General features: G+C 46.0%; 20 protein-coding genes. 14 read left to right on the top strand and 6 right to left on the bottom strand.

The window, feature by feature from the left end:
- The first annotated feature begins 108 nt into the window (after positions 1-108).
- The 6 genes from gltB (at position 109) to LSG37_RS07055 (ending at position 8,713) form a co-directional block, all read left to right on the top strand.
- The gene (gene gltB / locus LSG37_RS07080) at positions 109-4,575 is read left to right on the top strand and encodes a glutamate synthase large subunit (RefSeq protein ID WP_233079222.1); all 4,467 of its coding nucleotides are present in this window, start codon (positions 109-111) and stop codon (positions 4,573-4,575) included.
- 11 nt (positions 4,576-4,586) lie between these two features.
- The gene (locus LSG37_RS07075) at positions 4,587-5,999 is read left to right on the top strand and encodes an FAD-dependent oxidoreductase (protein ID WP_233079221.1); all 1,413 of its coding nucleotides are present in this window, start codon (positions 4,587-4,589) and stop codon (positions 5,997-5,999) included.
- Between the two features lie 391 nt (positions 6,000-6,390).
- Complete coding sequence (locus LSG37_RS07070) at positions 6,391-7,347, top strand: CsgG/HfaB family protein (protein ID WP_233079220.1); 957 nt, start codon at positions 6,391-6,393, stop codon at positions 7,345-7,347.
- 4 nt (positions 7,348-7,351) lie between these two features.
- Positions 7,352-7,669 (top strand): hypothetical protein, encoded by a 318-nt coding sequence (locus LSG37_RS07065; protein ID WP_233079219.1) that lies wholly within the window; start codon positions 7,352-7,354, stop codon positions 7,667-7,669.
- Positions 7,666-8,028, top strand: a complete 363-nt coding sequence (locus tag LSG37_RS07060) for a DUF4810 domain-containing protein (RefSeq protein WP_233079218.1) — start codon at positions 7,666-7,668, stop codon at positions 8,026-8,028. Before LSG37_RS07065 ends, LSG37_RS07060 begins: the two co-directional genes overlap by 4 nt.
- Positions 8,029-8,032: 4 nt before the next feature.
- Positions 8,033-8,713 carry a GNA1162 family protein gene (locus tag LSG37_RS07055; RefSeq protein ID WP_233079217.1) on the top strand — a complete coding sequence of 227 codons (681 nt, stop codon included), beginning with the start codon at positions 8,033-8,035 and terminating at the stop codon, positions 8,711-8,713.
- Between the two features lie 389 nt (positions 8,714-9,102).
- On the opposite strand, the gene LSG37_RS07050 is transcribed toward LSG37_RS07055, so the two are convergent.
- Positions 9,103-9,534: a DJ-1/PfpI family protein gene (locus tag LSG37_RS07050; RefSeq protein WP_233079216.1), complete on the bottom strand. Its 432-nt coding sequence runs from the start codon at positions 9,532-9,534 to the stop codon at positions 9,103-9,105.
- A gap of 245 nt (positions 9,535-9,779) precedes the next feature.
- Here LSG37_RS07050 and LSG37_RS07045 point away from each other — a divergent pair, with 245 nt between their 5' ends.
- The 4 genes from LSG37_RS07045 to LSG37_RS07030 all read left to right on the top strand — a co-directional run bounded on the left by LSG37_RS07045 (position 9,780) and on the right by LSG37_RS07030 (position 13,819).
- On the top strand, positions 9,780-11,687 hold the full coding sequence (locus LSG37_RS07045; protein ID WP_233079215.1) for a propionyl-CoA synthetase: 1,908 nt from the start codon (positions 9,780-9,782) through the stop codon (positions 11,685-11,687).
- A gap of 44 nt (positions 11,688-11,731) precedes the next feature.
- Complete coding sequence (locus LSG37_RS07040; protein WP_233079214.1) at positions 11,732-12,760, top strand: DUF2804 domain-containing protein; 1,029 nt, start codon at positions 11,732-11,734, stop codon at positions 12,758-12,760.
- 69 nt (positions 12,761-12,829) lie between these two features.
- A complete protein-coding gene (locus tag LSG37_RS07035) occupies positions 12,830-13,093 on the top strand; it encodes a TIGR03643 family protein (protein WP_233079213.1) in 264 nt (87 codons plus the stop codon).
- Positions 13,094-13,102: 9 nt separating this feature from the next.
- Positions 13,103-13,819, top strand: a complete 717-nt coding sequence (locus LSG37_RS07030) for a cupin domain-containing protein (RefSeq protein WP_436286416.1) — start codon at positions 13,103-13,105, stop codon at positions 13,817-13,819.
- 10 nt (positions 13,820-13,829) lie between these two features.
- Here LSG37_RS07030 and LSG37_RS07025 read toward each other — a convergent pair whose 3' ends face one another.
- Complete coding sequence (locus LSG37_RS07025; RefSeq protein ID WP_233079212.1) at positions 13,830-14,891, bottom strand: alpha/beta hydrolase family protein; 1,062 nt, start codon at positions 14,889-14,891, stop codon at positions 13,830-13,832.
- 270 nt (positions 14,892-15,161) lie between these two features.
- Between LSG37_RS07025 and LSG37_RS07020 the strand changes: the two genes are divergently transcribed.
- Positions 15,162-17,705, top strand: coding sequence for an EAL domain-containing protein (locus tag LSG37_RS07020; protein WP_233079211.1), 2,544 nt, complete (start codon positions 15,162-15,164; stop codon positions 17,703-17,705).
- Positions 17,706-17,797: 92 nt separating this feature from the next.
- On the opposite strand, the gene LSG37_RS07015 is transcribed toward LSG37_RS07020, so the two are convergent.
- Both LSG37_RS07015 and LSG37_RS07010 read right to left on the bottom strand, forming a co-directional pair.
- Positions 17,798-18,271, bottom strand: coding sequence for an NfeD family protein (locus LSG37_RS07015; protein ID WP_233079210.1), 474 nt, complete (start codon positions 18,269-18,271; stop codon positions 17,798-17,800).
- A gap of 21 nt (positions 18,272-18,292) precedes the next feature.
- Positions 18,293-19,231 carry an SPFH domain-containing protein gene (locus LSG37_RS07010; RefSeq protein WP_233079209.1) on the bottom strand — a complete coding sequence of 313 codons (939 nt, stop codon included), beginning with the start codon at positions 19,229-19,231 and terminating at the stop codon, positions 18,293-18,295.
- 206 nt (positions 19,232-19,437) lie between these two features.
- Here LSG37_RS07010 and LSG37_RS07005 point away from each other — a divergent pair, with 206 nt between their 5' ends.
- The 3 genes from LSG37_RS07005 to LSG37_RS06995 all read left to right on the top strand — a co-directional run bounded on the left by LSG37_RS07005 (position 19,438) and on the right by LSG37_RS06995 (position 22,470).
- Complete coding sequence (locus tag LSG37_RS07005) at positions 19,438-20,340, top strand: type 2 periplasmic-binding domain-containing protein (RefSeq protein WP_233079208.1); 903 nt, start codon at positions 19,438-19,440, stop codon at positions 20,338-20,340.
- Positions 20,341-20,721: 381 nt separating this feature from the next.
- Positions 20,722-21,423: a DUF3800 domain-containing protein gene (locus LSG37_RS07000; RefSeq protein WP_233079207.1), complete on the top strand. Its 702-nt coding sequence runs from the start codon at positions 20,722-20,724 to the stop codon at positions 21,421-21,423.
- 363 nt (positions 21,424-21,786) lie between these two features.
- Positions 21,787-22,470 carry an integrase core domain-containing protein gene (locus LSG37_RS06995; protein ID WP_233079206.1) on the top strand — a complete coding sequence of 228 codons (684 nt, stop codon included), beginning with the start codon at positions 21,787-21,789 and terminating at the stop codon, positions 22,468-22,470.
- A gap of 283 nt (positions 22,471-22,753) precedes the next feature.
- Here LSG37_RS06995 and LSG37_RS06990 read toward each other — a convergent pair whose 3' ends face one another.
- Both LSG37_RS06990 and LSG37_RS06985 read right to left on the bottom strand, forming a co-directional pair.
- Positions 22,754-23,230: an SH3 domain-containing protein gene (locus tag LSG37_RS06990; protein ID WP_233079205.1), complete on the bottom strand. Its 477-nt coding sequence runs from the start codon at positions 23,228-23,230 to the stop codon at positions 22,754-22,756.
- Entirely contained in the window at positions 23,227-24,948 is a 1,722-nt protein-coding gene (locus LSG37_RS06985; protein ID WP_233079204.1) for a hypothetical protein, read from the bottom strand. Before LSG37_RS06985 ends, LSG37_RS06990 begins: the two co-directional genes overlap by 4 nt.
- Positions 24,949-25,169 lie beyond the last annotated feature (221 nt).

Below are 25,169 nucleotides of genomic sequence, written 5' to 3'. Positions count from 1 at the left end.
AACATAGCCTTGCTATGTCATTCGGGCGATAGAGCACAGTTAATCAAGCGGCAGCTTCATAAACTAAGGGTATATTTATTTTATACAGGACAGGTTGGAGGAAGAGTCATGGCGTTGTATCACCACAGTCAGGCAAGAGAGAACTGTGGCTTTGGTCTGATCGCTCATTTAGAAGGCGTCGCCAGCCACCGTATTGTGCGCACTGCTATTAGCGGTTTAGACCGCATGCAGCACAGGGGTGGAATTTCAGCGGATGGGAAAACAGGCGATGGTTGTGGCCTGTTAATGCAAAAACCCGATAGTTTTTTCCGTGCAGTTGCAGAGGAGAAAGGCTGGGTTTTGGGCAAAAAGTATGGGGTGGGTATATTCTTCTTTAGTCAGGATCCGGTGAAGGCCGAACTGGCTCGCGCTATTATTGAACAGGAAATTACCCGTGAGACACTGACATTAGTCGGCTGGCGTGATATGCCAACGGACACATCAGTGCTGGGTGATTTAGCACTCACTTCTATGCCTCAGATTAAGCAGGCTTTTGTCAGTGCCCAGCCAGGCTGGAACGAACACGATTTAGAGCGTCGCCTTTATATGGTCAGACGCCGTATCGAAAAGCAGCTGACAGATGATGCGGATTTTTATATCCCAAGCTTTTCTTGTCTGGTGACCGTATTTAAAGGCCTGATGATGCCGGCAGATCTGCCGCGTTTTTATCTGGACTTAGCAGACGTTCGGATGGAAACCGCCATTTGCGTATTCCACCAACGCTTCTCTACTAACACTATGCCACGTTGGGCTTTGGCTCAGCCATTCCGCTTTTTAGCGCATAACGGCGAAATTAATACCATTACAGGCAACAGACAATGGGCCCGCGCCCGTCAGTATAAGTTTTCGTCGCCTTTGTTACCTGACTTACCAACTGCTGCACCTTTTGTCAGCCAGTCGGGTTCAGACTCCAGCTCTTTAGACAATATGCTGGAATTGCTGTTGGCCGGTGGTATGGATTTATTCCGTGCTATGCGTTTGCTGGTGCCGCCAGCATGGCAAGGCAACAAAGTGATGGACGATAACTTAAAAGCCTTCTACGAGTTTAACTCCATGCATATGGAGCCCTGGGATGGTCCTGCCGGTATTGTTATGACCAATGGTCAGCATGTGGCCTGTAACTTAGATCGCAACGGCTTACGCCCTGCCCGCTTTGTTATTACCAAAGATAAATTAATCACGCTGGCTTCTGAAGTTGGCATCTGGGATTACACACCTGATGAAGTGCAGGAAAAAGGCCGCGTTGGCCCGGGCGAAATGCTGGCTGTGGATACGCAGACAGGAAAAATCTGGCGCTCAGAAGAAATTGACCAGGATTTAATGGTTCGCCACCCGTACCGCAAATGGTTGTCCACTAACGTGCAACGTTTAGTGCCTTACGAGCAGTTTGAAACTGACTTAATAGGCAAACGAGTTTTTACTGACGATCAGATGATGGTGTTCCATAAGCTGTTTAACTACAGCTATGAAGAAATTGAACAGGTAGTAACAGTACTGGCGAAAGACGGTCAGGAAGCTGTAGGTTCTATGGGCGACGATACGCCAATGGCTGTGTTGTCGCAAAAAACCCGTACTTTCTACGACTATTTCCGTCAGTTGTTTGCACAGGTCACTAACCCACCTATAGATCCATTACGTGAAGCTCATGTCATGTCGCTGGCGACCAGCATAGGCCGTGAACATAACGTGTTCAGCGAAACCGCAGGCTATGCCCGCCGTATTCAGTTTGAATCGCCTGTGATGATGTACAGCGATTTAAAACAGTTAAAAGCGGCTGACGAGAAATACTACAAACACCATATTATTTCGCTGAACTTCGATCCTAACGACGAAGATATGGAAGCTGCAGTGCGCCGTGTTTGTGCTGAAGCAGTGCGTGTGGTGCGTGAAGACAAAGTAGTGCTGGTGATCTTAACAGACCGCCGTATCGAACAAGGCTTGATCCCTATTCCGGCTGCAATGGCTGTGGGCGCAGTGCATCACGCTTTAGTGGATAACCAGTTACGCTGCGACTCGAACATTATTATCGAAACCGCAACCACTCGTGATCCGCATCACTTTGCTGTGCTGGTCGGTTTAGGAGCCACAGGTATTTATCCATTCCTTGCTTATGAAACTATCGAGCAGTTAGTGGAAAAAGGCAGCCTGAATATGACGGCCCGTCAGGCCGTGCTGAATTACCGCAAAGGTATCAATAAAGGCCTGTACAAAATCATGTCAAAAATGGGTATTTCGACTGTAGCGAGTTATCGCTGTTCGAACCTGTTTGAGGCTGTAGGTATTAACCAGAACGTGATGAAGCTGTGTTTCCCTGATTTACCTTCACGTATTCAGGGTGCCGACTTTGCTGACTTCCAGCAAGACGTGCAAATACGCGCCAACAGTGCCTGGTTAAAACGCAAACCACTGAATCACGGTGGCCAGCTGAAATATGTGCATGATGGCGAATACCACGCTTATAACCCTGATGTAGTGCAAAGCCTGCAAAAAGCTGTACGCAGTGGCAAATATGCCGATTACAAAGTTTATTCCGACTTTGTGAATCAGCGCCCTGTAGCGCATTTACGCGACTTATTCAGCTTAAACAAAGCCAATGCCACTCCGGTCGATTTGGAGCAAGTGCAAGCTGCTGAGCAGCTCTATCCGCGTTTTGACAGCGCGGCTATGTCTATTGGCGCCTTAAGCCCTGAAGCTCATGAAGCTTTAGCTATAGCGATGAACCGTTTAGGTGGCCGTTCTAACTCAGGTGAAGGTGGTGAAGATCCACGCCGTTTTGGTACTGAGAAAAACAGCAAAATTAAGCAGGTGGCTTCAGGTCGTTTTGGTGTCACACCACATTATCTGGTGAACGCTGAAGTGATTCAGATCAAAGTAGCCCAAGGTGCTAAGCCGGGTGAAGGTGGTCAGTTGCCTGGTGAAAAAGTCACAGCTGAAATTGCTCGTTTACGTTATTCGGTGCCTGGTGTCACACTAATTTCACCACCGCCGCATCACGATATTTATTCAATTGAAGATTTGGCTCAGCTGATTTTTGACTTAAAACAAGTCAACCCTGAAGCACTGATTTCAGTGAAATTAGTATCTGAACCAGGCGTCGGTACTATTGCGACCGGTGTGGCTAAAGCCTATGCCGATTTAATTACCGTATCAGGGTATGACGGTGGCACAGGTGCAAGCCCGCTAACCTCAGTTAAATACGCAGGTTCGCCGTGGGAGCTGGGCTTAGCGGAAGTGCATCAGGCCTTAGTTGAAAACGGTTTACGTGACCGGGTTCGGCTGCAGGTCGATGGCGGCTTGAAAACCGGTTTAGACGTCGTCAAAGCCGCTATTTTAGGTGCTGAAAGCTTTGGTTTTGGTACTGGCCCTATGGTGGCTTTAGGCTGCAAATTCTTACGGATTTGCCACCTGAATAACTGCGCGACAGGTGTAGCGACTCAGGATGCGACCTTACGCCGCGACCACTTTAACGGCTTACCAGAAATGGTAATGAACTACTTTAAGTTCTTATCGCATGAAGTGCGTGAGCTGATGGCTGAACTGGGTGTTACTTCGTTAGAGCAACTGATTGGCCGTACTGACTTGTTATCGGTGCGCGAAGGCCAAACGCAGAAACAACTGAAATTAGATCTGACCCCAATTTTATTGGCCTCTGGCGTCAAATCAGATAAATCCTTGTTCTGCGTACAAAACAACGACCCGTTCGACGATGGCGCCTTAAACCAGGAACTGGTGAAACGCTGCAAAGAGATGGTTGTGCATAAAACCGGTGGCCGCTTAACTGTGCCTATCCGCAATACAGACCGCTCAGTCGGTGCTGCATTGTCTGGTTTTATTGCCCGTCATCATGGCAATCAGGGCATGGCAACAGACCCTATTGTGATTAACTGCATAGGTACTGCAGGCCAGAGCTTTGGTGTCTGGAACGCTGGTGGTTTGCATTTATCCTTACAAGGTGATGCCAACGACTATGTAGGTAAAGGCATGACAGGTGGCCAAATTGCCATATTCCCGCCTAAGGGAGTCAGCTACGCCAAAGACGACGCCACTATTGCAGGCAACACCTGTTTATATGGTGCAACTGGCGGCCGTTTCTACGCTGCTGGCCGAGCTGGTGAGCGCTTTGCCGTACGTAACTCAGGCGCCATAGTGGTTGTAGAAGGCACAGGCGATAACTGCTGTGAATATATGACTGGTGGTGTAGTGATGGTATTAGGTCAGACCGGCGTGAACTTTGGTGCTGGTATGACAGGCGGTTTTGCCTATTTATTAGATGAACAGGATGACTTATGCCTACGGGTGAACCCTGAACTGGTGGAAGCGCTGGATGTCAGCACACCAATTCTGCAGGAACACTTACGTAGCTTGTTGCATCAACACGTTGAGGCCACCGGCAGCGAAAAAGCGCACCGGATCCTGACGGATTTCAACAACTACTTAAGCAAGTTCAAACTGGTTAAACCCAAAACAAGTGACGTCAATACCTTGCTTGGTCACCGCGCACGCTCTTCCGATGAGCTGCGGGTTCAGGCGATGTAAGGGAGGCAACTATGGCACAGAATGTTTATCAATTTATCGACGTAAAGCGGGTTGACCCACCAAAGAAGTCACACCGTGAGCGGACCATTGAGTTCGTAGAAATTTATCAGCCTATGACAGACACGCAAGCTTCAGGTCAGGCTGACCGTTGTCTGGACTGTGGTAACCCTTACTGCGAATGGAAATGCCCTGTGCATAACTATATTCCGCAGTGGCTGAAGCTGGCCAACGAAGGCAAGATTATTGAAGCGGCAGAATTGTCGCATAAAACCAATAGCTTACCTGAAGTTTGTGGCCGGGTTTGCCCGCAGGATCGTTTGTGCGAAGGCGCCTGTACCATCAACGAAGGTTTTGGTGCAGTCACCATAGGTTCTATTGAAAAGTACATTAACGACAAAGCCTTTGAAATGGGCTGGCGGCCGGACTTATCAGCCGTAGTCAAAACCAGCCTGAAAGTTGCCGTGATAGGCGCAGGCCCTGCGGGTTTAGCTTGTGCTGACGTACTGATCCGTAATGGCGTTACCCCAGTGGTATTTGACCGTTATCCGGAAATTGGTGGCTTACTGACCTTTGGTATTCCGCCTTTTAAACTAGAAAAAGATGTACTGAAATTACGCCGTGAAATCTTCACTGCTATGGGTATTGAGTTCCGTTTAAATACCACAGTCGGTGTGGATGTCAGCTTTGACAGCCTGCTGCAGGAATACGATTCTGTGTTTCTGGCGTTAGGGACTTACACCCCAATGCAAGGTGGTTTGGTTAACGAAAAAGCCCCTGGTGTCTATGAAGCTTTGCCTTATCTGATTGGTAATATCAACCATCTGATGGGCTGGCAGACAGAACACCAGTATGTAAATCTGGCCGGTAAAAAAGTAGTGGTATTAGGCGGTGGTGACACCTCTATGGACTGCGTGCGTACCGCTATTCGTCAGGGTGCCAGCAAAGTCACATTAGCCTACCGCCGCGACGAAGCCAGCATGCCGGGTTCACGCAAAGAAGTACAAAATGCCCGTGAAGAAGGTGTGGAATTTATGTTTAACCTGCAGCCACTTGGCATTAAGTTAAACGACGAAGGCCATGCCTGTGGTATCGAAGTAGTCACTACAGCTATGGGTGCAGCCGATGCCAAAGGCCGCCGTAACGCCGAAGCTGTGCCAGGTTCAGAGCAGGTATTAGAAGCGGATGCTGTGATTGTCGCTTTTGGTTTCCAGCCAAGCCCACCACAGTGGTTAAAAGATATGGGTGTAGAGCTCGATGACAAAGGCCGCGTAGTAGCCAGCGAAAAAAGCACTTACCCACTTCAGACCAACCAGCAAAAAATCTTCGCAGGTGGCGATATGGTATTAGGCTCAGACCTGGTAGTCACAGCTATAGCCCAGGGCCGTAAGGCCGCTGAGGGTATATTAGATTACCTTCAAGTCTGATTTTAGCCTTCGTACTTGCTGTAGGGTGCGGGGCTTGCCCCCGCCCGTATCGCGTTCGAATACAAGCCAAAGAGTGTCGCCTGGCTGCAACATCAATTACTTTGGCTAAGAGTTTTGAGAGCATTTGTGAATAAAGGGCATCAGCTAACATTGGTGCCCTTTTGTTTTTACGCCGTTATATTTTTACATATGTCTTTTAATTAATTATAGTTTTAGTTACAGTCCAGTCAGTACTTTCAGGTACTAATACTTGGATAACTCAAGTGTAGTTATAACTTCTGCGATTTAATGGATTAAATCATTCTTTGTCCTGCCTTTTGCGTTGTTATCTATCCTTGCATATTGAATTTCTTGAACCTTTTAAGAATTTATTACAATTCATGAGGAAATGATGAAAAAAATTGCACTCCCTATCGTGCTGCTTAGTTTGGCTGTTTTAACAGCCTGTACTTCGGCGACGCGTGGTTCTGTTAATTCTTTGTCTACGGCAACACCTGCTATCAGCCCAGTGCTTAGCCAAGCTCCTGAACTCTCGTTAAAACGAGTGGTGGCAATAGCCCGTTTTTCTGATGAAACAAAAAGGGGTAATGCCTTTTTGTTGGAGCAGAATGGCGATAGGTTGGGGAAACAAGCCTCGGATATTCTCGCTGCACGTCTTACTGAAACTAACAAGTTCATCATGCTTGAGCGTGCCGATTTGGATAAAGTAATCAGTGAAAACGCCTTCAAAGGTGAGCAAGTCCAAACTGCAGGCTCTGATTTTTTAATTGTCGGTTCAGTCTCCGAATTTGGTCGTTCCACAAATAGTGAGGTTGGCGTATTTAGCCGGAATAAAATTCAGACAGCTACAGCCACGGTGAATGTCCGGTTAGTTAACACAAAAACCGGACAAATCATGTATTCAGAGGAAGCTACAGGTGAAGCACGGGTTGAAGCTAACTCAGTGATGGGTGTTGGTGAGCGCGCAGCTTATGATACTTCAATCAACGACAAGGCTTTATCTGCTGCTATTTCAAAGTTGGTTAGCAATATCTCCGAGAATTTATTAGATTCTCCATGGCAAGCCTATTTGATCAGTAAGCAAGGCAGTCAATTTTTGATGACTGGTGGCTCTGCTCAAGGTATCAAAGTGAATGATACGTTTGACGTCGTCAGTCCTGGTCAGCAAGTCAAAAACCCACAAACAGGAATGCTCATTAATTTACCCGGACAGAAAGTGGCAACTTTACGAGTCACAGGCTTTGTTGGTCAGGGTAGTGATGAATTGTCGGTGTGTGAACTGGTTTCGGGCTCGATCAACGAGCAAAGCATCAGCAAAGTGGTAGTGCGTGAAGAAGGGAAGGTGTAATTAAATGAAATATATGATTTGTTTGGTTTTTTCTCTTTTTTTGTCTGCTTGTAGCACGAGCTTTTCCGAGATTAAACAAGTAGACGATAAAGCCTACTTGCAACTGAGTGGCAACATTCAGGGCACCACTCTGGTTCTTGATGATTCCACCACAGTGCAACTGGATGATGCTGATACATTTAAACTAGATGGCGAAGCAGTAGCAAAGTTTGATTTAAGTGTTGGTAGTCATCAGGTCGAAATCAGAAGGGGCTCGCAGGTTCTGGTGAAAAGAAAAATTTATGTCACAAATGGCAACGTATTTGAGGTAAGAGTTCCATGAAAAATGGTTTACAGAAAGCACTAATTTTGGTTTGTGTTGTTGGTGTGTCTGCATGCGCCAGCACTAATAAATCTATTTATCATTGGGGTGACTATTCAGAGACGGCTTATAACCATAAGAACGAACCCTCTGACGAAACTCGCGAAAAACATAAGCAAGAACTGTTAGATATCATCGCGAACGCAGCTAAAGAGAACAAAAAAATACCTCCTGGCATCTACGCTGAGCTGGCGACATTAGAACTTCAAATGAATAACGTTGGTGAGGCACAAGCTTACTTACAGCAAGAAAAAGCTCTGTTTCCTGAATCGGCGCAACTGATTGATGCAATGTTGAATAAAATGAATAAGGCTGGCTGAACAAATGAAAACTCCATTTAAAAGTATTCTGGTGCTAGCTGCACTCATGCTATCAGGTTGTGCGACGCACAAAATTGTCAGCAAGCAAGAAGCTTTCCCTAAGATGTATGATGCTGCGCCATTGTCTGTATTGGTAGTGCCTGCAGTGAATAAATCAACTGCAGCAGACGCACCGGATCTGTACTCCACTACTATTGCCCAGCCTTTGGCTGAAGCAGGTTATTACGTTCTACCTATCCCCTTGTCAGCTATGCTGCTGCAACAGGAAGGGATCGTAGATGGTGCTCAGCTCCGAGATGTAAGTCCTGATAAGTTTAAGCATATGTTCGGCGCTGATGCTGTACTTTTTGTCACTATTAATCAATGGGATACCAATTACTTCGTCACTGGTGGCAATGTGACTGTAGGTGCCGAATTCGATTTGGTGTCTACATCTTCTGGCGAGTCGTTGTGGAATTATCAGAACGTCGTGGTGATTAACACTTCTGGTAATAGCGGTAATCTGATTGCAGATATTATAAGCACTGCCATCACTACCGCGACTACTGATTATGTGCCTGTAGCAAGAATGGTGAATGCTTCAGTAATCAATACACTACCTGTAGGAAAATATCATTCTCGTCACAAGCAGGATGGTGCAGACCAGTCAGTAAATACCGCTTTATCAGCGAAAGCCACACAATAATTACGATTAAATTGATTTGAGCTGGCCTCTTTACATGAGGTCAGCTTTTATCCATTTGTTATTGAATACTGCTAACATCCTCGCTCAGTGCTTTCATTTAGATAGTCGGGTAAACAGTTGGAAACACAGAGTTAGCTTCAAGACAATAATCCCCAAAGTAGACTTCAACTTACTGACTGACAGCTGCGACCTTTCATGGTAAAGATCAATAAACTACTTGCGGTATTCGCTGTTACTTTGCCGCCACAACTTTAACTCTTCACCACTTAAAGCCTGAGCTTCCTGCACACAAAAAAGCAGCCAAAAAGCGGCTAACTTATGTTTCATTTGTTTTCACTTATTCTGATGGGAAAACGAAGGCGAAACGCCAAAATGAGCAGCAAAAGCCCTTAGGAAACTGTCGTAACTGGCAAAACCTGCGATAGCAGCAATTTTATCCATAGGCAGATTGTCAGAGTGAAGCTGCGGTCCTGATAAAGCTTGGCCAGAATAAAGGCGCCAGTACAAATGCTCAGAACTTTATCTGCTTTATCTGCCAATGTTCTTAGCTTTTGTTGCTGCTCACTTTTCAGTGCCAACTGACGCATACCAGAGCCGCCACAAATAATCAGGTAATCAATAGCCAAAGTGTCAGCTAAACCAACTTCAGCCATCACCACTGCACCCGAAGCACTTTTTACAGGTCCTGCCTGCAGTCCCATTAATACAGCCTGATAGGCATTTGGGACTATAGAATTGGTTTCCAGATAGGTGTCCAGCGGACCAAACAGATCCAGAGGCTGAAAACCGTCCGCGATAAAAAAGACCAAGTGTTTTGTCATAGATTTCTCCCTTACAGCTAATCTACTGCTTTTCACTCTGTCGTATCAGACCTTAATACGACAAAAAGAGACATCACTTCACGGATGGCTCCGGGCGAGATGCATTTATTCAAGTAGTTCGATCGCATTTTCGGCTACACCTAAAGTCTATGCACCTTAAGTCTAAGTTCGCTTTACATCATAATTCGCTAAAGTAAGGCGATAATAAAAGCACAGCTATAACTAAAAACAGACAGGGTAGCTCTATGACACCAAGCACATCGCTTTATCAGCAGCATAGCGAGCTCGCAAAAACAGCTCCGCAGCAGTTCTGGGAAGAGCAGGCCAACAAACTGGCCTGGTATCAAAAGCCAGCCACTATCTTAAAAAAGCTCGATCAACATCATTACCAATGGTTTAGCGACGGCGTGATGAACACCTGTTATATGGCGCTGGATCATCAGATTGAACAAGGTCGTGGTAATCAAACGGCACTGATTTACGATTCTCCTGTTACCAGCACCAGCAAAAAATACAGCTACCAACAACTGTGGGACCAAGTGGCGCTTTTTGCCGGAGTACTCAAAGCCAATGGCCTGGAAAAAGGCGATCGGGTAGTAATTTATATGCCGATGATCCCAGAAGCGGCCATAGCTATGTTGGCAGTCGCCCGTTTAGGCGCAGTGCATTCTGTGGTGTTTGGTGGTTTTTCCTCGCATGAGCTGGCGATGCGTATTGATGATGCAGAGCCCAAACTCATTATCAGCGCTTCCTGTGGCATCGAAATTAACCGCATTATTGCCTACAAGCCTATGCTGGATGAAGCTTTACAAAAAGCCAGTCACAAGGTGCATTGCAGTATTCTCTATCAGCGAGCACAGCAACCTTGTGATTTAGTTGCAGGCCGGGATCTGGACTGGCAACAGCAAATGCAACTGGCAGAACCTGCTGCTTGTGTGCCTGTGCTTGGCACAGATCCGCTTTATATTCTTTATACCTCAGGCACTACCGGCAAACCTAAAGGCGTTGTACGGGATAATGGCGGCCATGCTGTAGCTTTAAGTTACAGCATGCAGGCTGTGTATGATACGAAGCCTGGCGATGTATTCTGGGCTGCTTCAGATGTGGGCTGGGTGGTTGGTCATTCTTATATTGTGTATGCGCCCCTGCTCGCTGGTTGCACTACTGTTTTATACGAAGGCAAACCTGTATTTACGCCTGATGCCAGTGCTTTTTGGCGAGTCTGCGCCGAACATAAAGTCAATGTGCTCTTTGCTGCCCCAACGGCTTTTCGCGCTATACGCAAAGAAGATCCGGAAGCTGCGCTTCAAACTTATGATTTATCCGCACTGAAGTATATTTTTATGGCGGGAGAGCGACTTGACCCTGCTACTTACCATTGGGTGGTCGAAAAGATTGGCAAACCAGTGATCGATCATTGGTGGCAAACTGAAACAGGCTGGCCTATCAGCGCCAATCCGGCTGGGCTTGAATTCATGAATGCCAAAGCGGGTTCGTCCACAGTGCCTGTACCGGGTTTTAACGTAGAAATTCTGGATGAAAGCGGCTTACCTGTGCCTGCCAATCAGCAAGGCTTTATAGCACTAAAACTGCCTTTACCTCCTGGCTGCTTAAGCAGTATCTGGGGCAATGACGAACGTTTTGTTGATGGTTATTTATCCACTTTCCCTGGTTATTACGCCAGTGGCGATGGTGGTTATATAGATGACGACGGCTACTTATTTGTCATGGGTCGTACTGACGATGTGATTAACGTCGCAGGCCACCGTTTATCCACAGGTGAAATGGAGCAAATAGTTGCCAGTCACCCTGCTGTGGCCGAATGTTGTGTCATAGGTATTTACGAAGCTATTAAAGGCCAGCAACCTTTGGCTATGGTGCTGGTAAAAAATGGCGTGGATATCAGTGAAAGCCAGCTTGAGGCTGAACTTGTTGCTATGGTGCGACAAGAAATAGGCGCTTTGGCCTGCTTTAAAAAAGCTATTATCGTCAAACGTTTACCTAAAACCCGTTCAGGCAAAATTTTACGTAAACTGCTACGACAAATAGCCACAGGCAGCAACTACAGCGTGCCATCCACTATAGACGACCCGGCCTGTTTACCTGAGTTGGCAGAGCTGATGCAGCAAAAGGATTTAATTGGCAGTCAGTGATGGCTTTGCAGTAAAGTACAACAAAGTTTTTACTAAGAAGCATTATGAGCAGTTATCAGCCACTCCTGACAAAAGCACCACAACAACTGATCCAAGTCAATGGCCAACCGGCCTTTGGCTTGTTTGACGGCTCAATTGTGGATTTTAATTTGCAGGATTTTGTTTATCAGAATTTGATGGACAAAAAGGCCAGTGCCCTCGCCCGTTATTTTAACTACAAGCAGTTTCAGTTTATTTGTGTCACAGGTGCTGACTGGTTACTGGCTGTAGCTATTGCTGATATTCGGTATGCCAATTCAGGTTTTGCTTATTTGTATAGCTTTGACAGCAACAAGGCTATCAGCAAAGGGTTGTTATTGCCTGGTGCTTTGGGTAATCAGATGAGTGATTCGCCCTGCTCCGGAGAGGCCAAACAGCAGTTTGGTGCTTATAAAGTTGCAATAAAAACCAACTCAACGAATTGGCAATTAAGCATTGATACTAAAGAGTTAAAAGCTAATTTAACTATAGAAAAAGCTCAACAAATGCCTTTGGCCTTAAACGCTCCAACAGGCTACAACGGCTTTACTTACACAGAAAAATCCAATGCCTTAAAGGTGTCAGGCTCACTCGAACTTCAGGGCAAAACTCTGGATTTAACCCAGGCGTTAGCAGGTTATGATTTCTCGGCAGGTTTTATGCGTCGCCAAACCAGTTGGCGCTGGGCCAGTATCAACGCCATGGTCGAAGGCAAAGCTTTTGGTTTGAATATGGCAGCAGGTGTTAACGAAACCGGGCTTTGTGAAAATGCACTCTGGTTTGATGGCCAAATCCAGCATTTAAGCCCTGCATCTTTTGTCTTTGATCGCAAAGACGATAAAAAACCTTGGCAAGTCAGCTGTCTCTGCGGCGAAGTTCAGCTTGAATTTATGCCTTTGTATTGCCGTAAGGAAAAGGTCAATATTGGCTTACTGGCCAGTAACTTCCGCCAGTATGTTGGGTTTTATACGGGCTTTGTGTTGCTTCAAAACGGCACAAAATTACAACTGAATGCAGTAAAAGGCCTGGCAGAAGATCATTATGCTAAGTGGTAGTACTATTGGTCCGGTTAACCTGAAGCAACGTATTTAAAATATCTGACTGATAGCAGAAGTAACAATAGCGTGAGTACTTTTAATACTGAATATAGCCCTGAAGACTTATCCCGCATTATTGAAATGGCATGGGAAGACAGAACACCTTTTGAAGCCATCGAAAATTTATATGGCTTAAACCAGCACCAGCTGATTGAGCTGATGCGTAAAGAGCTAAAACGCAGCGGCTTTGAATTATGGCGTAAACGCACCACAGGCCGCACAACTAAACATTTAAAGCTAAGATCGCCTGAAATTAATCGTGGCTACTGTCCGACTCAATACAAGAGATAAATCAACACCATGACCTTATTACCCTGGACTCAAATGAGCGCCGAAATCAATACGGATTTAAGTCAGCGCATAGTGCAAACCCCAGAGCAGGCACTCTGGTATGAGTCTCCTGCCAAAGATATTCACAGAAGGCCTTTGGACAGAATAGGCGCAGAAGTAGCCAAAGCTACCAGCATAGTGCGCTATTTAGCCGGTAGTCAGTTTGCTTCACACCAACACGGTGGCGGCGAAGAAATTCTGGTATTGGAAGGTACTTTTTCTGATGAATACGGCGACTACCCAGTTGGTACTTACTTACGTAACCCACCCGGCACTTCACACGCCCCTTTTTCCAAAGAAGGCTGTTTGTTACTGGTGAAGCTCTGGCAATTTAGCCAAGGCGACACAGAACAGCTTTGCCTCCGACCAGAGCAGCAATACTGGCAGCCAGGTTTAGTACCGGGTTTGCAAGTATTACCTTTGCATCAGTTTGATGGCATCAACACAGCCTTAGTGCGCTGGGCACCCAACACCAGATTCCAGCCTCATGTGCATGCTGGGGGTGAAGAAATTTATGTACTCGAAGGTGTGTTTCAGGACGAGTTTGGCAGTTACCCAAAAGGCAGCTGGTTACGCAGCCCACGCTGGAGCAAGCACCAGCCTTTTACTGGTGCTGAAGGTGCGCTGATTTATGTCAAAGTGGGACATTTAGGCGCTGAATTGTTGGGAGACCAACTCAGCGCCTAAGGCTAACCACTTAATTCACCACAGCTACTAAATCTGAGCGAATAAAATCAGATAACACAGCTTGATGTTGTTGCGCCCACAAGCTCATGGCACGGCCATCGCCCGTGGTGACTTGTTCGATAAAGGCACTGGATAAAGCCTGAGTAGCAGCTTTGATCACTTGCTGTTGTGGTGCTATGTCTTCACTTCTGCGCCAGCCTGAAAAAATATTGTGACTGCCTGAGCTGAACACTGCCAGTACTTTGTAGCTGCTGGCCATAGCGTAATACAGCTCAAATCTGTCTGCCGGAGATGAATAATAACCCGGTACCTTAATTTCATCTTCAGTGGTGGTGATATGCAAAGTCGGGATGGTCACTTCTGCCAGCACCTGGTCCAGCGGTTGATCGTTATAAAAAGGCGGAGCTGAAATTAAAATAGCAGCTTTAATTCTGTCATCTTTCAGACTGACTAATTCACCGTTTTGCTCCACCTGAGCGCCACTTAACAACATTGAGGTATTAGCGCCATAGGAATGGCCTGCCATCAGAATGTTTTGATGATCAAAATCTGCTGCATAGTCAGAGGCCAGAATTTTATCCAAAGCAAACTTCACATCCTGCACTCTGGCCAAAGCTTCGCTGGCATCCGCAGCATCCATTAAACGCAAAGGCAATAACAACCTGTTACCACGCCATACTTTGCGATCACTGCCGTCGTGTTGCACATGCAAACTGGCATATCCCTGACTGGCCCAATACTGGCCTAAATAGGCGTAACGTTCTTTCGAGCCGCCTAAACCATGGGAAAATACGATTAAGGCTTTGGCTTTTTTCTGATGGGCAGGTTTAAACAACAAAGCAGGTACTACCCGCTCTCTGCTTTGATCCATCCAGTCAAAACTGATTTCGTCGATATTCAGCGATAAGCTTTGTGCCACTTCAGCTGAATGCACTACTGAAGGCAAATTCAATTGCTGTTGCCAGACCACTGAGCTTAAGGCTTGCTTTTGCGAACAGCCGCCTAAAGACAGCAGCAAAATACCTGTTAATGCAGCTAAGCCTGCAGCTTTGATCCCGGTGATGGTTCGCATAAAAATCCTCTTTACTAACAATCTGACAGCAATTGGCTGCCTGAAATAATACGGACAGAAGTGGAGAAGGATCTGTGCCTTGCAATCAATCTGTGGCGCAAGTATCAGCCTTAGTTGCTCAATTAAAAAGCAATAAAAATTGATAAGGCTGTTCAATAAACTCGAACAAAGTTTTTACCTGTGGAAAATTTACTAGATTTGTCAATTTGCGCGTTGCATCTGCCATTCTGCCAGCTAAGGTTAGATCAGGTATATTCTGTCTGAGCTGTTATGACCTTCCGCCAAAACCCTTTGTTCCATACTTTGTTTTTTCTGGCCTTATGTGGACTGCTGCTAATCGCATTGCTGCTGGTTCATCTGGTTCCACAACACATATTAAAGCCACTGAATACACTGCATTATTTTCCCGTTACTGAACAAACCACAGAATTACAGCAGTTAATGTTCCAGCCCGCCGATCAATGGCAACTGCTGCCAAGCTCCATCGCCAGTCTGGGTTATCAGCAAAGTTCGTACTGGTATAAAACCAGGCTTGCCGCCAACAACACAGAAACAGCTCTGTCTGTGCTGGCGCCCTTTTTAGACAAACTTGAGCTTTATATCGTGGATCAACAATTAAACCTGTTGCAGAGTTATCAGCTCGGAGATCAGCAACTCTATAGCCTGCGGCCTTTACCCACGCTGAACTTTGTTATTCCATTGCCTGCCAGTAGCGAAGACTTATGGCTTTTTGCCAAAGTGACCAATCAGGGCGCCAATATGCTCCCGCTGCAGCGCAGTAGCATGGTGGAAATGGAGCAACAGGAACACTTGTCCGTGTTTATACAAAGCCTGTTCAGCGGCATTTTTTTGTGTCTGATTGCGCTTTCAGCCGGACTTTATCTGATTTATCGTCATGGCTATTTTTTGGCTTTTTCCGGCATGTTTTTAACTGTTGTATTGATCCAGTTAGAGCTTAACGGCCTGTTGTTCGCCTACGTCTGGCCAAACTCACCGGACTACAACCTGGTCATTGAATATGGCGCTGTGCTGGGATCTTTGCTTGCATCAGCCTTTATGTTGTCGTTTTTCCGCAACACCCTGACCCCCAACTGGTTAATGTGGCCTTTTCAGTTGATCAGAGTTTTTGCTGTTTTGTTGCTTCTGGCCAGCCCTTGGCTGGGTGCATATTGGTTAAAAAAAATAGGGGTAGAGCTGACTGCTCTGACAGGCGGTTTGATGCTGCTTGCCAGTTTCTGGTTACTGCATAAACGCCATACCAATGCTCTGTTTCTTTCCATGGCATTACTGACCATGCTGACAGGTGTTGCTGTGATGATACTACGCAGCAAAGGTTACCTTCCTGCGGTAGTTCTTACCAATTCAGCCATGGAAATAGGCAATGCCTTAGCGGCGCTGTTTTTTGTCTTTGCGATGCTGCAAAATTTGTATCTGGAAAAGAATAAAAAAATTGCCTTCCAGCAGCAAATTCTTGATCAGCAACAGCATATTCAAAGTATTCAGCAAAAAGCGCTGGCACAGGCACTGAAAGATCATATCTCTGATTTACCGAATAAACAGGCGCTGCTGAACAGGCTGGAAGAGCTGGATCAACAACGAAACAGTGATTTTTATCTGGTGATGATTGAGCACCAACGTTTTCGGCAGATTGAACGGGCTTTAGGAGTGGAGGAAGCCAATCACACCATCATTGGCTTTAGCAAAATACTCAAGCGCTGGGGCGAGCAACAACGCCAGACAGAATCGCACTACCCCAGCTTGTTTGCGCTGGAGCGTGACAGTTATGCAGTGCTGATTGCCCCAACAGATTTCCGCTCGCAGTTTGAACAACTACGTCACCAACTGGATGCCTTGCTAAAAGTAGACAATCTTCAACTGGATTTAGGCACTGTGTACAGCTCTGTGCACTATCCGGCTGATTGCGCCAAAGCTGCAGATACGCTGGATTTAGCTTTAGCGGCCATAGAACATGCCGACAGAGCTGGCGACTACCTGCCTTATGAGCCTTTGTATCTGGAACAAAACCTGGAGCATATCCACTTATTGTCAGAGCTTAATATTGCACTGCAGGATGATTTACTGGAACTGTATGTGCAGCCGATACTGGATATGAAACAACAGAAAATTCATGCTGCTGAACTGTTGATCCGCTGGTATCACCCAAAAATGGGCCAAATATCTCCAACTGATTTTATACCTTTGGCCGAACAAACCGGCATGATCAGTCAGGTGACCGAGTGGGTGCTGGATAAAACCCTGATCCTGCAAAAACAACTGGCAGATGCTGGCGCAAACTTGCGTTTATCGATGAATATCTCTCCGCTGGATTTACGTAATGCTGCTTTGATTTCACGGGTGATAGAGGCCGTCAAAAGTACCAGTTATTCCACTGTGCCACTGCAACTGGAGCTGACCGAAACGGCTTTTGTTGATTTAGTCCAGGATTCAGAACAGGCTCTTAAATTATTGGAGCGTTCTAATATTCGGATCTCGTTAGATGACTTTGGTGTCGGCCAATCGTCCTTAGCCCGCTTACAGGGCTTGCCTTTGGGTGAACTTAAAATTGATCGGGACTTGCTGTGTCAGGCGGTACGATTAAATGACGATACGGTATTAAGATACGCTGTGATGCTGGGTAAATCCTTGCAGCTTTATACTGTGGTTGAAGGGGTTGAAACCATAAAAGAGCTGGAGTTTGCAAGACGTTTAGGCGCTGATGCGGTACAGGGCTATTTGCTGGCTAAACCTATGCCATTTGCCACTTTTAGCCAGTGGCTGATGGATTTTGAACAGCAAGGTTTCAGGTTAAGCTAAGCTCCTAAGCCAAGTCCCCGTGGCAGCAGCTGATGCAGGGGCTGGTATAAGTTAGCCTCTGCAACAGCTTTACGTCAGACTATACAACAGCATCAGCTGGTTTTGCTTTTTACCAGCAACAGTCCAACCATAGCGGAACTGATCACCACTGTCTGGCCGGGATCAACCGCCAACGCCGTTTCTTCCGGATCCAATCTGACCCGCCATTCCAGACCACAAAACTGAATATGACTATCACTGTCTTTATGGGCTTGTTCTGTCAGCACCAGTTCTGTACCAACAAAATCAGAAATAGCGCTGTCTTCCTGCAACCTAATGCCGGTTTTTTGCAGTTTCCGCAAAGGTTTCCACAACAACACAGCCGACAAAGCCGTTAACATAGCCAGGCTTAACAGCACCAGACTGGTTTCATCCGGCAACCAGCCAAACCACATCAGCGCGGCGCTGACAAAGGCTGCAATAGCCAAAGACAGCAGAACTTCGAGCACACCCGGAATAGCAAAAGGCAATAACGCCAGACACAACAAAGCCAGAAGTAATAAGCCAGATAACAGATTCAGTTCCATAGATAGTCCTTAGATAGCGCTTTAAGATAAAACCCCGGATTTTTGAATCGCAGCCACTACACCTAAAGCTTCAGCTACTGTGTTTCCGGCTGAAGATTTATCGTTATCCATCAGTACCACTGTAGATTCACGAGCTATGGCTTTTTTCGCAGCAATGGCCTCTGTGGCTAAATCCAGCAACACGGCGGCCTGACCTTCAGTAGTAGCAGCGGCCTGGCCTATCATGGTTAACGCCCTGGCTTTTGCTTCGGCCACTAAGGTAATAGAAAGAGCTTCACCTTCAGCTTTTAATACCTGCTGTTCCCTTTCGGCTTCAGCGGACAGCACTGTCGCTTGCTTGGCACCTTCGGCTATATTGATAGCGGCCTGGCGTTTACCTTCGGAGTCGAGAATCGAAGCGCGTTTTTCCCGCTCAGCACGCATTTGTTTTTCCATCGCATCCAATACAGAAGCCGGAGGATTAATATCTTTAATTTCATAACGCATCACCTGCACGCCCCAGGCCGCAGAGGCCTGATTAATAGCATGGATGATTTTGACGTTCAGGCTGTCACGCTCTTCAAAGGTTTTATCTAAATCCAGCTTACCAATTTCAGAACGCATCGATGTTTGTGCCAGCTGGATCACAGCATACACATAGTTATCAATACCATAGGAGGCTTTGTAAGGTTCCATCACCTTGATATACAACACACCGTCAATCGTCAGACTGATATTGTCTTTGGTGATAGCAGATTGGCTTGGAATATCAATAGCGCTTTCTTTTAATGACACCTTGTAGGCAATACGATCAATAAAAGGAATAACAAACTGTAAACCTGCAGTTTGAGTTTCATAATATTTGCCTAAACGCTCAATAATGTAGGCCATATTTTGTGGCAAAATTACGACAGTTTTGCCAATCAGTATTAACACAGCCAGCACCAGCGCTGCAGTGACAATTAAGTTTGTTTCGAGCATAACTTGTCCTTAAGAATGAACTAATTAAATCTGCCTTATAGCTTAACGGATTTTTGCGACCATCAAAGAATAATATTCAATTTATTAACAATTAAATGAGGTATCCAGTAAAACCAGAGCTCAGGGCTAAAAAGCCAGCCAATAAATCTAGTCCTTTATGTTGCAGGCATTTACACTTAGTAGTGTTGATGCTTTGAGGTTTCGTTATGAAGTTGTTTTTACTGACGCTTGTCTGCGCATTTATATGTTGTTTTGAAACGCAAGCCAGCAATGCAGAAACACCACATCAGATATTGGTCCCCAAACCACGTTCTGAATTTGATATCAATCATCAGTACTACACCAGCTTATTAAAAAAAGCTCTGACTAAAGCTGCAGCCGGGCGCACAGTAGCAGAACTCAAAACAACTTTTGTGATGGAACAAGGCCGTGCTTTACGCGAGCTGGACAAAGAACAATCTCTGGATGTGTTTTGGGTAGGCACAGATCTGAAAAAAGAGCAGGAATTCCGCGCTATCCGTATTCCGCTGGAACGTGGCTTAATGGGCTTTCGTAAATTTATTCTGCATAAAGACTCAGTTGCAAAATTTAATACCATCCGTAGCCTGCAACAACTGCAGCAATTCACCGCTTGTCAGGGTGCTTTTTGGCCCGACGTCGACATTATGCGAAACTCAGGCTTAAAAGTAGAAGAAGCTCCTGTCTACGAAAACATCTTTAAACAAATGGTGGCGAAACGTTGTGATTATTTTCCACGCGGTGTGCACGAGGGAGTGATTGAGCTGGAACAACGCCACACTTTATACCCAGAACTGATACGTTATGACTCATTGATGCTGCACTACCCTTTTGCGATCTACTTTTTCACCCATAAAAATAACGAAGCTTTGGCTTTATGGATTGAACAAGGGCTGGAACAAATGATCGATGACGGCGAACTGCTGGAACATATGCAACAGCAGGAGCTGACACGCCATGTATTTCCGCTGCAACATCAAACCACAGAGCAGTGGATCAGTATTACAAACCCACTGTTAAGCCCAGATACTCCGGTAAATAACAGCAGATACTGGTTCCAGCCGCAGGATTTTAAAGCTGTTGATCGATAAACCTACTGTGGCTTGTGCAACGATAAGTCGACCCAAAGAACCTGTGAGGTTAGCAACTGCGTCTGCTGTTCTGTCAGAAACACATTTGTTATTTTTCGGGATAACGGCCTGTTGCTGCGCTGTGGTAGCGTCTTAAAGCTACTACTTCGCAGGTAGTCTTCTGAGTTAATGTTTTTTTCTGAAAGATGTCTGTTTCTTATTACATGGATCAAATCATGGATGCATTGCTTGGGTTGCATAAGGTGCAAGGTTGGAGTAACCTTAGCTTCAAGTCGGGTCTGCGCTGACCATTATGCGGTGCAATGAAGAACTTCTTCGCCTGGCTTACCTAATCCATAAAAGGCTGCGATATCGCGGCCTTTTTTACATCCGGAACTTGCTATGCATCTACTCTACATCGACGAATCAGGCTCTGTCGCCGATCCTAACCAGCAATACTTTGTGTTAGCCGGAGTGTCTATCTTTGAAACTAAAACACACTGGGTTGAGCAAACACTGAATACTGTCGCTGAGTCTTTTAATGTGCAAGATCCCTGGTCTGTTGAACTACACGGTTCCCCCATGCGTTCAGGCCGTGAAGGTTGGAAAGCTCACGCACTGCTAGACCGGCTCAGTGCTCTTGATAAAGTGCTACAGGACGCTGTAGTGGCCCACCATGGGCGTTCTTTGCGGTTATTTGGTGCAGTAGTTAAAAAATCAGCCTTGGTTGGTGTCGATCCTGTTGAGCATGCTTTTGAACAGTTAGTCAGTCGTTTTGATTTATTTCTCAAGCGGGTTTATCAAAAATATGATGATCCACAACGTGGCCTGATGATTCTGGATAAATCCTCAACTGAAATGCGGATCCAGAACTTAGCACGCGAGTTTAAATACTCTGGCCATACATGGGGCCAAACCAAAAACTACGCCGAAGTACCTGTATTTCTGGATTCAAAGGCATCACGCCTGATCCAACTGGCAGACATTGTGGCTTACGCCATTTTCCGCAATTTCGAGCATAATGACCCGCGCTGGTTCGATATTATTAAGCATTGCTTTGATGCTGAGGGTGGAGTCACCCACGGCTTATACGTCAAAGAATAACCACTCTGTGCGTCACTTCGGCGCTTGTTGCTGATTTGACCTGGATGCCCCCGCTCATCAGGGACGTGCAGTCCACAGTTCCCATCATTTATCCTTTACACCATAAAATCGACACACCAAGCCAAACGATTTCAGGGATTTATGTTGTATTTTTTGCTGTTGTTGCAACTTCCGTTGCGGGCTTTGCTCTTGCTTTTGTTTCGACTGTTTTTGACAGTAACACCACTCAAACCTAACTTTTACGCCAGCCCCATCAAAGCAGCTTTACCTGCTCCGTCTTCTTGCAGAAACCGTAAAAAGCCGCTGTGGGTGATTGATAAAGTGCTGTATCTGGCAGCCATATCTGGCTATGGCGCTGGCAAAGTGGCTGAATTGTTTAACCAGCGCTACAACCACAACGGCGATAGCGTCAGCAAAACCTTTGTGTACTACCAGATGAAAAATCAGCAGTATCAAATCAAGGTGTTGCGAAGAAATATGAAAAATACTCCCCCCAGAACAGTAGCTGTTAATCAAACCTGGGGCATGGATTTAACGACTGTCACTCTAAATAAACAGCAGAAGCTGGTTCTTGGCATAGTAGATCACGGCTCAAGGCTAAGTATTGCGTTGCGGGAGCTAAAATCCAAACATTCCGATGTGCTGCTACTCGAAATTTGTCGTTCGATCCGGCAATTCGGATTGCCAAAATTAATCCGATCAGACAACGAATCCTGTTTTAATTCCTGGTGGCTGAAGAGCTGCCTGAAATTATTAGGGATAAAAAAGCAAACAACTGCCGTCGCCAGCCCCTGGCAAAACGGTCGTATAGAGCGATTTTTTGGTACTTTTAAAGAGAAATTCAGGCAACTGGATTTTGGTCATTGTGACTTGCAAACCGAGTTGGATATTTATCGGGCTTGGTATAACCACATCCGCACGCACCAGAATTTAGCTGGGTTAACACCAGCCGAAGTATGGAAAGGCAAGCGGAATAAAAATGCAGAAAAAGCGCAGTGGGTGAGCGCGTGGCATGGGGTTTTGTGTGGGTATTATGTTCCGGAATAGCTGAGAGGTAGTTTTTTCGGCAAGGCCAAAACAGCGTTCACATAGAATGCAGCTTTGCTCTGCCTAAAAAACAGAAAAGCGGCAAACCAGAAGCAACAGGCATAAAAAAATCCGGCAAAGTTGACAGATTTTTTAGCAGTTACAACCGGTTGATGGCTAAGTTTCGAACAAAAACCTGTTGAATTTAAGAGCCCAGATCGTGTGAACGGTATGAACGGGACAGATGATTTACATGCTTAAATTCGTGGGGATCCCTCAGGACCTGACCCCTTTTTCACGTTTTTCATTTTGTGGCATTGTTATGCGGATTTTTAACAGTCACCAGAGAGCCGTGGATAAAACCTTGCAAGCCGCGATCGTCCGTGATTTCTAACCAAGTGCCTTCATTATGTTTGGCTCTGACTTGTAATCGGGAGCCGGACGTCACTTGCCCAATTATTTGACTTGTTTTGGCAGTGCTTGGATATTTACGCAAATTAGCCCTGGGGGGCTTTAGATCGGCACGAACCCATACTGTGGGTTGCATCGTGATGCCTTCATTCAGCTCTCCTCCAGGTCTGGTTGTCAGGGATTGACTAAGGTTAGCTCTGGTTGTTACTGCTACGCGGTTTTCCTTGATTTGAGCAATAACAGAATCAATTAATGGCAGTTCACCTAAAAATTTGCCTATACGCTCACCGGTCGACGCATACGCATTCCCCACCAATACCAACCCGCCTATTGAGACAACGATACTACAACTGAAACGTCCTCTGCTCATGTATTTTCCTCGTCTAATAAGCCAAACAAACCATCCAATGCGCTGGCTGATGCGTTCAATATACTCTCGCTAAAAAACTCTAGCTGCTCACTAACAAATGCTTCTGCCGCATTGATTGCATCACCAAAGAGTTCTTCCTTAAGTTCATCTTTTACGAATGCTTTCGCCGCCTCATCAATTTCTTGGAGTATCACCTTAAGGGCTTCCGGACCTTGTTTCAACGCACCAGTTACCCGCGCGTTAACGCGTCTTATCGGCGGCTTCAGCGCGCTGGTGACACTCATAGTTGTATCTCGAAGTGGAGCTTGGTCGGAACTTGATTTTGTCTGCTCACTTAATAACTGCCCGGACATTGTCCATTCAGCACCAGAGTCCAGTTGCAGCTCAAATTGATTCGTAAAACGAGGGGTGCCATCGTTGTACATGCTGCCAGCAAATACCAACTGCACTTTCAAACTACCAAGCTTGGATATAGTTGCACCAGCCGGAGAAATAAAGAAGTTGGGGTTGCCGTTTATATGACTGAATTCATCGGGTAAAAAGCGTGACAATGCCTCACTAAACAGCCGGGCGATAATCCGTTTATGTTGCCTACGATAGTATTGTTCTCTGGTGTCTACTGGCAGGGCCGATAAAACAGCTAGCCGGAGATAGTGACCAGCTATATCCAGCGCATTGTCTATATTTTCACAAGACTGCAGCGATGGATCCGCCTTCAAGCGCGCCCTAAAATCAGCCACACAAGTTGTCAGCTCACTCCAATCTTTTGCCATTAGGGCTTTTGCGTATTGCTGGGTGGATATGTCGTGTCGCTTTACAAGGGAATCTAAGCTACCGATACCGCTGGTCGCGGCATATTGTTCGAGCCAGCTACGCTCCTGTCGAGACAGGCTCGCTTTTAAGTAATCCGAAATACTCGGGTAATCAATAACGCCATTCCCTATCGTACAGCGTATCTCGCTGATAATCTGAAGTTGTAGCGGCAAGCCGAGTTGTTGTTGTGACTGATTCCAAGCCACCATTTCCCAGATGCTGTTTAATAAGGCGCCATAACGATGTATTTCCCGCCTCTCATTCGGATCGCTGTGTTCCGCTCGCCGACTATTGAGATGCTGTAAAAAGGTCAACCGGTCAGCGTACTTTTGATACACAGCATGCTGCCGCGTTTGCGCAGCTTTGAGTAAACGCCATGGCCGCAATAAGCCCCTATTGTGCTGCTGAATAAAGTGTTGGTAAGCATTTATTGTGTCTTGCATACAAGCTGTACTATAGGCTTGTCGATAACCCCGAAGCGAGCGGTATAATCTTCGCAAACCCATTAGCGACAAATTAAAAGCCAACCAAAACGGCACCAGTAGCCACCATAAGTAAGTTGACAGTGGGCCTCGTGGTACCCCAAAAGGCATAGCCGCTTGCCGAACTTCATTTGGATTTAGTTGAGAATAACTCTTACTGTTGTGCCGAAACTTAATAGCAGTTGCATACTTCTCGTTCGGAAATAATGGATTAATCTGCCAGCCATAGGTAACCCAATCGTTAGCACCTTGATACTGCACTGGGCGAGTGGTGTCTGAAAAAAGCACGTAGCGCGGCGGACCATACATCATGCCCAGTAGTACCGCTAGAAGTGCTGAAAAAATCCACATTTTATATCGTCGGGCAGCATACAACGCTATAAGAAATCCAAACAAAGCAACGATAACAGCAATTTTTAACATCAGGTTGTCCCTATACCTTTGATAAAACGACTATAAACAACGTTATTGCGTGAGTCCAGTTGTTGTTAACTCAACAACTGCTCCTGATAATGTAGCCTGCATTTGCTTCTAAGAACCCATAAAGGGTAAAACGCTAAAACATCAGCACACTCTAGCCTTCGCACCATTTTTGTGGGCTATAAGCTTCACTGACAGTTAAAAAGTTAGGAGGAGCAACGCAA

It is taken from the genome of Rheinheimera soli (assembly GCF_021290985.1).
Classification (GTDB): Bacteria; Pseudomonadota; Gammaproteobacteria; order Enterobacterales; family Alteromonadaceae; genus Pararheinheimera; species Pararheinheimera soli.
This window is presented reverse-complemented; position numbering and strand designations above follow the sequence as displayed.

What these genes read in the sequence shown, in the direction of transcription:
- LSG37_RS07045 (WP_233079215.1), top strand. Translation starts at nt 9,780, where the DNA reads ATGACACCAAGCACATCGCTTTATCAGCAGCATAGCGAGCTCGCAAAA.
- LSG37_RS07070 (WP_233079220.1), top strand. Translation starts at nt 6,391, where the DNA reads ATGAAAAAAATTGCACTCCCTATCGTGCTGCTTAGTTTGGCTGTTTTA.
- LSG37_RS07040 (WP_233079214.1), top strand. Translation starts at nt 11,732, where the DNA reads ATGAGCAGTTATCAGCCACTCCTGACAAAAGCACCACAACAACTGATC.
- LSG37_RS07060 (WP_233079218.1), top strand. Translation starts at nt 7,666, where the DNA reads ATGAAAAATGGTTTACAGAAAGCACTAATTTTGGTTTGTGTTGTTGGT.
- gltB (WP_233079222.1), top strand. Translation starts at nt 109, where the DNA reads ATGGCGTTGTATCACCACAGTCAGGCAAGAGAGAACTGTGGCTTTGGT.
- LSG37_RS07005 (WP_233079208.1), top strand. Translation starts at nt 19,438, where the DNA reads ATGAAGTTGTTTTTACTGACGCTTGTCTGCGCATTTATATGTTGTTTT.
- LSG37_RS07020 (WP_233079211.1), top strand. Translation starts at nt 15,162, where the DNA reads ATGACCTTCCGCCAAAACCCTTTGTTCCATACTTTGTTTTTTCTGGCC.
- LSG37_RS07025 (WP_233079212.1), bottom strand. Translation starts at nt 14,891, where the DNA reads ATGCGAACCATCACCGGGATCAAAGCTGCAGGCTTAGCTGCATTAACA.
- LSG37_RS06985 (WP_233079204.1), bottom strand. Translation starts at nt 24,948, where the DNA reads ATGTTAAAAATTGCTGTTATCGTTGCTTTGTTTGGATTTCTTATAGCG.
- LSG37_RS07000 (WP_233079207.1), top strand. Translation starts at nt 20,722, where the DNA reads ATGCATCTACTCTACATCGACGAATCAGGCTCTGTCGCCGATCCTAAC.
- LSG37_RS07010 (WP_233079209.1), bottom strand. Translation starts at nt 19,231, where the DNA reads ATGCTCGAAACAAACTTAATTGTCACTGCAGCGCTGGTGCTGGCTGTG.
- LSG37_RS07055 (WP_233079217.1), top strand. Translation starts at nt 8,033, where the DNA reads ATGAAAACTCCATTTAAAAGTATTCTGGTGCTAGCTGCACTCATGCTA.
- LSG37_RS07075 (WP_233079221.1), top strand. Translation starts at nt 4,587, where the DNA reads ATGGCACAGAATGTTTATCAATTTATCGACGTAAAGCGGGTTGACCCA.
- LSG37_RS06990 (WP_233079205.1), bottom strand. Translation starts at nt 23,230, where the DNA reads ATGAGCAGAGGACGTTTCAGTTGTAGTATCGTTGTCTCAATAGGCGGG.
- LSG37_RS07050 (WP_233079216.1), bottom strand. Translation starts at nt 9,534, where the DNA reads ATGACAAAACACTTGGTCTTTTTTATCGCGGACGGTTTTCAGCCTCTG.
- LSG37_RS07065 (WP_233079219.1), top strand. Translation starts at nt 7,352, where the DNA reads ATGAAATATATGATTTGTTTGGTTTTTTCTCTTTTTTTGTCTGCTTGT.
- LSG37_RS07030 (WP_436286416.1), top strand. Translation starts at nt 13,103, where the DNA reads ATGACCTTATTACCCTGGACTCAAATGAGCGCCGAAATCAATACGGAT.
- LSG37_RS07015 (WP_233079210.1), bottom strand. Translation starts at nt 18,271, where the DNA reads ATGGAACTGAATCTGTTATCTGGCTTATTACTTCTGGCTTTGTTGTGT.